The sequence below is a fragment of the Streptomyces sp. DvalAA-14 genome, from assembly GCF_900091855.1.
In the GTDB taxonomy this organism is placed as follows: domain Bacteria; phylum Actinomycetota; class Actinomycetes; order Streptomycetales; family Streptomycetaceae; genus Actinacidiphila.
Map to the genome: position 1 here is coordinate 1 of NZ_FMCH01000430.1, position 3581 is coordinate 3581.

General features: G+C 75.5%; 4 protein-coding genes. All 4 read right to left on the reverse strand.

Annotated features, from left to right (window positions below; translation table 11 throughout):
• Positions 1-653 (reverse strand): glycosyltransferase family 2 protein (locus GA0115240_RS23025; RefSeq protein WP_093739194.1); only part of this gene is annotated, 653 nt, incomplete at its 3' end.
• Positions 650-1756 carry an NAD-dependent epimerase/dehydratase family protein gene (locus GA0115240_RS23030; RefSeq protein WP_093739196.1) on the reverse strand — a complete coding sequence of 369 codons (1107 nt, stop codon included), beginning with the start codon at positions 1754-1756 and terminating at the stop codon, positions 650-652. The genes GA0115240_RS23030 and GA0115240_RS23025, both read right to left, overlap by 4 nt.
• 104 nt (positions 1757-1860) lie before the next feature.
• Complete coding sequence (locus GA0115240_RS23035) at positions 1861-2391, reverse strand: hypothetical protein (RefSeq protein ID WP_256069940.1); 531 nt, start codon at positions 2389-2391, stop codon at positions 1861-1863.
• On the reverse strand, positions 2388-3581 hold a 1194-nt coding region (locus GA0115240_RS23040), incomplete at its 5' end, for a molybdopterin-dependent oxidoreductase (protein WP_093739198.1). The genes GA0115240_RS23040 and GA0115240_RS23035, both read right to left, overlap by 4 nt.

Here is a 3581-nt window from a genome sequence, read left to right on the forward strand (position 1 = left end):
GCCAGGACCGCCCGCATGTCGCGGACCGCCTGCCAGGTGCCGCGCCAGGTGCCGGTCACCTTGGATTTTCCGGTCCGGGGCCGGTAGGGGACGTCCTGTTCGGTGATCCGCCAGCCGGCGTCGGCCGCGCGGACCACCATCTCCAGCGGGTAGCCGCTGCGCCGGTCGGCCAGTTCCAGGCCGAGCAGCGGCTCGCGCCGGGCCGCCCGCAGCGGGCCGAGGTCGCGCAGGCGCTGGCCCGTTCGGCGGCGCAGCATGCGGGACAGCGCCAGATTGCCGGCCCGTGCGTGCGCCGGCCAGGCGCCGGCCCCCTCCGGGCGGCGCCGGCCCAGGACGAGATCGGCCCGGCCGTCCGCGAGCCGGCGGACGAAGGCGGGCAGCAGCGCCGGGTCGAGCGAGGCGTCGCAGTCGCAGAAGCACACGAACTCGGCCTCGGCGGCGAGCAGTCCGGCGTGGCAGGCGGCGCCGAAGCCGCGCCGCGGCTCGTGCACCACGGTCGCACCCAGCGCCGCGGCGATCGCGGCGGAAGCGTCGGTCGAGCCGTTGTCGACGACGATCGCCCGCCATCCGGGCGGGACCCGCGCCAGCACCCAGGGCAGCGCGGCCGCCTCGTCCAGGCAGGGCAGTACGACATCCGCGGTGGCCGGGGTCACGCCGGTCCCTTCCCGGAGGAGAGCGCGGCCGGGGTCGCGCGCTGGTCGGGAACGGGCACCGGGCGCTGCGCCGCCGTCGCGAACTCGGCCACGCCCGCGGCGAATTCGACCTCCGGCCGCCAGCCCAGCTCGGTGCGCAGCCGTTCGGAGGACGCGGTGATGTGCCGCACGTCGCCGAGCCGGAACTCGCCGGTGACCTGGGGCGCGGGACCGCCGTACGCCGCCGCCAGCGCGGTCGCCATCTCGCCGATGGTGTGCGGTGTCCCGCTGCCGGTGTTGAAGGCGCGGAAGGATCCCGGCGCCCGCCCGGGCAGCGCGGTCAGCGCCAGTACGTTGGCCGCCGCCACATCGCGGACATGGACGAAGTCCCGCCGCTGGCCGCCGTCCTCGAACACCCGGGGTGCCTGCCCGCGGGCCAGCGACGAGCGGAAGAAGGACGCGACCCCGGCGTACGGGGTGTCGCGCGGCATCCCGGGCCCGTACACGTTGTGGTAACGCAGCGCGACCGCGCGGCCGTTCACCGCGCGGGCCCAGGCCGCCGCCAGGTGCTCCTGGGCGAGCTTGGTGGCGGCATAGACATTGCGCGGGTCGGCCGGCGCGTCCTCGACGACCAGGCCGGGGGCCAGCCCCGCGCCGCAGGACGGGCACCGGGGCTCGAACCGGCCGGCGGCCAGGTCCGCGGCGGCCCGCGGCCCCGGCGCGACCCGGCCGTGCCGCGCGCAGTCGTAGCGGCCCTCGCCGTACACGACCATGGACCCGGCCAGCACCAGATCGCGGACGCCCGCCTCGGCCATGGCCGCCAGCAGGGTGGCCGTGCCCAGATCGTTGCAGGCCACGTACGCCGGGGCGTCGGCGAAGTCCTTGCCGAGGCCGACCATGGCCGCCTGGTGGCACACCGCGTCCACCCCGCGCAGGGCCCGGGCCACCGCCGCGGTGTCCCGGACGTCGGCGTGGATCCAGGGCGCGTCGGGCGGGGCCGGCGCCACCGCGTGCGCGGAGGGCAGCAGAGCGTCGAGCACGACCGGTTCGTGGCCGCGGGCGGTGAGGGCGGCGACGATGTGCGAGCCGATGAAGCCCGCGCCGCCGGTGACGAGTACGCGCATGGCGCCGACCCTAGGGGCCGATGACCCTGCGTAGGCGCACCGTGACCGTGGAGTCCCGGGTTTGTGACGAATTCACCTGCCCGACGGGCGCGCGGATCGGCTGTTCAGGTGGCGCGGGGCCGGCCCGCCTCCTTCGCCCGGCGCCGCCATCGCCACCGCCGGACACCGAACAGGACGGCGGACCCGGCGAACAGCGCCGCGGTGATCAGCCCCCAGCGGGGCAGGAACACCCCGGGGGTCAGGCCGGTGGTCAACGCGTACTTCGGGCCCGGGCGTTGGGAGATCAGCGGCCAGTACACCAGCAGCAACAGCAGCGAGACGAACGCCGGGACCCGGATGTGGTTGACCGCCGCGATCCGGGCGGCGCGCCGTTGACCGTCCCCGGGCGCGGCCCCGCCCCCGAGCAGGGCCCGGTGCAGCAGCCAGTCCGCCCCGCCGTACAGGGGCACCAGCACCAGGTCGTGCAGCAGCGCCGCGCCGACGAACCACTCCACGACCCCGGACCAGTCGCCGGCCAGCAGTTTCGACGCGGCGTAGCCGCACAGCACGAAGGCGGCCAGCAGGAGCAGCAGGTGCCACGGCGAGCCGCCGTACAGCGCCCGGAAGCGTTCGGCGGCGCGGCTGCGGCCCGTCACGACCGCCGCCCGAGGGCCGCGGCGCCGAAACTGAGCTGCCGCACCCACTTGGTGTTCATCACGCCCGGCGCGCCGGGCACGATGACGCGGGCCGGGTAGCCGTGGTCGTGGGAGAGCGCCGCGCCGTTGACGCGCAGCGCCAGCAGCGACCGCGGGTCGCGCACCTGGTTGTCGCGCAGCGCCACCGCCCGGAAGGAGCCGGCCAGTTGCACCGACTCCACGAACACCCCCGGCGGGTCGGAGTCGTAGCCGACCAGCCGCGCCAGGTCGCGCAGCCGGACACCCTCCCACTGCTGGTCGTCGGTGGACCAGCCCTCCACGCAGGCGATCGGCAGCGCCGAACGGTGCTGGGCCAGCCGGCGCACCTCCGCGAGCGTCAAGGTGACGCGGCGGCTGTTCCCCTTGACGACCAGCCGGTAGCTCTCGCCGAGATCCTGCGCCCTGATGTGCAGCGCGGCGGCGGTCTTGTTGATCTGGAAGCCGTCCGGCCCCGAGCCGGGGTTCCGGCCGCGCGGCGCCAGCAGCGCCGTCCCGCGCAGCGACCCGCCGATGCTCTGGCCGGCCGTCACCACGAGCAGGACCAGTGAGCCCAGCCCCACCGTGCCGAGCGCGCCGCGCCGGGACATCGTCGGATCGGCCGGGTGCGACGACACCAGCCCGGTGTCGTCCGGCGGTTCGGGCCGGGTGCCGGCGGTGTTCGTCCGCAGCTCGGCCCGGAAGCCGCGGTCGCGCAGCGCCCGCAGCGCGCGGGGCAGCCGCTGCGCCACGTGGGCGACGACCGCGAAGACGAACACCCAGGCGCCGTAGAAGTGCAGCGGGTAGAAGGAGCCGGGGAACACGTAGTCCAGCTGCACATTGAGCAGCCCCGTGACGAATTCGAACAGGCCGCCGCCGACCAGCAGCAGCAGCGCCAGGCGTTCCAGCGCGTGCGCGACCGATCGCACCGGCGGCAGCGTGAACAGCTTCGGCACCACCGACCAGAGCTTGGCCAGCAGCACCGGCACCAGCACGACACCGAGTGTGACGTGGACGCCCTGGGTCAGCCGGTAGAGCCAGGACGGATCGGTCGGCCAGGAGAACAGGTAGAAGCCGAACAGCCCCTTGTCCGGGGTCTTGTCGTTGACCGGCGCCAGGTCCGGGTTGTACGCGGCGTACGACAGCAGGCCGGTGACGAAGACCAGCGGGATGCC

Excerpts from the sequence above, each read along its gene's own strand:
- GA0115240_RS23030 (WP_093739196.1), bottom strand. The coding sequence starts at position 1,756 with ATGCGCGTACTCGTCACCGGCGGCGCGGGCTTCATCGGCTCGCACATC.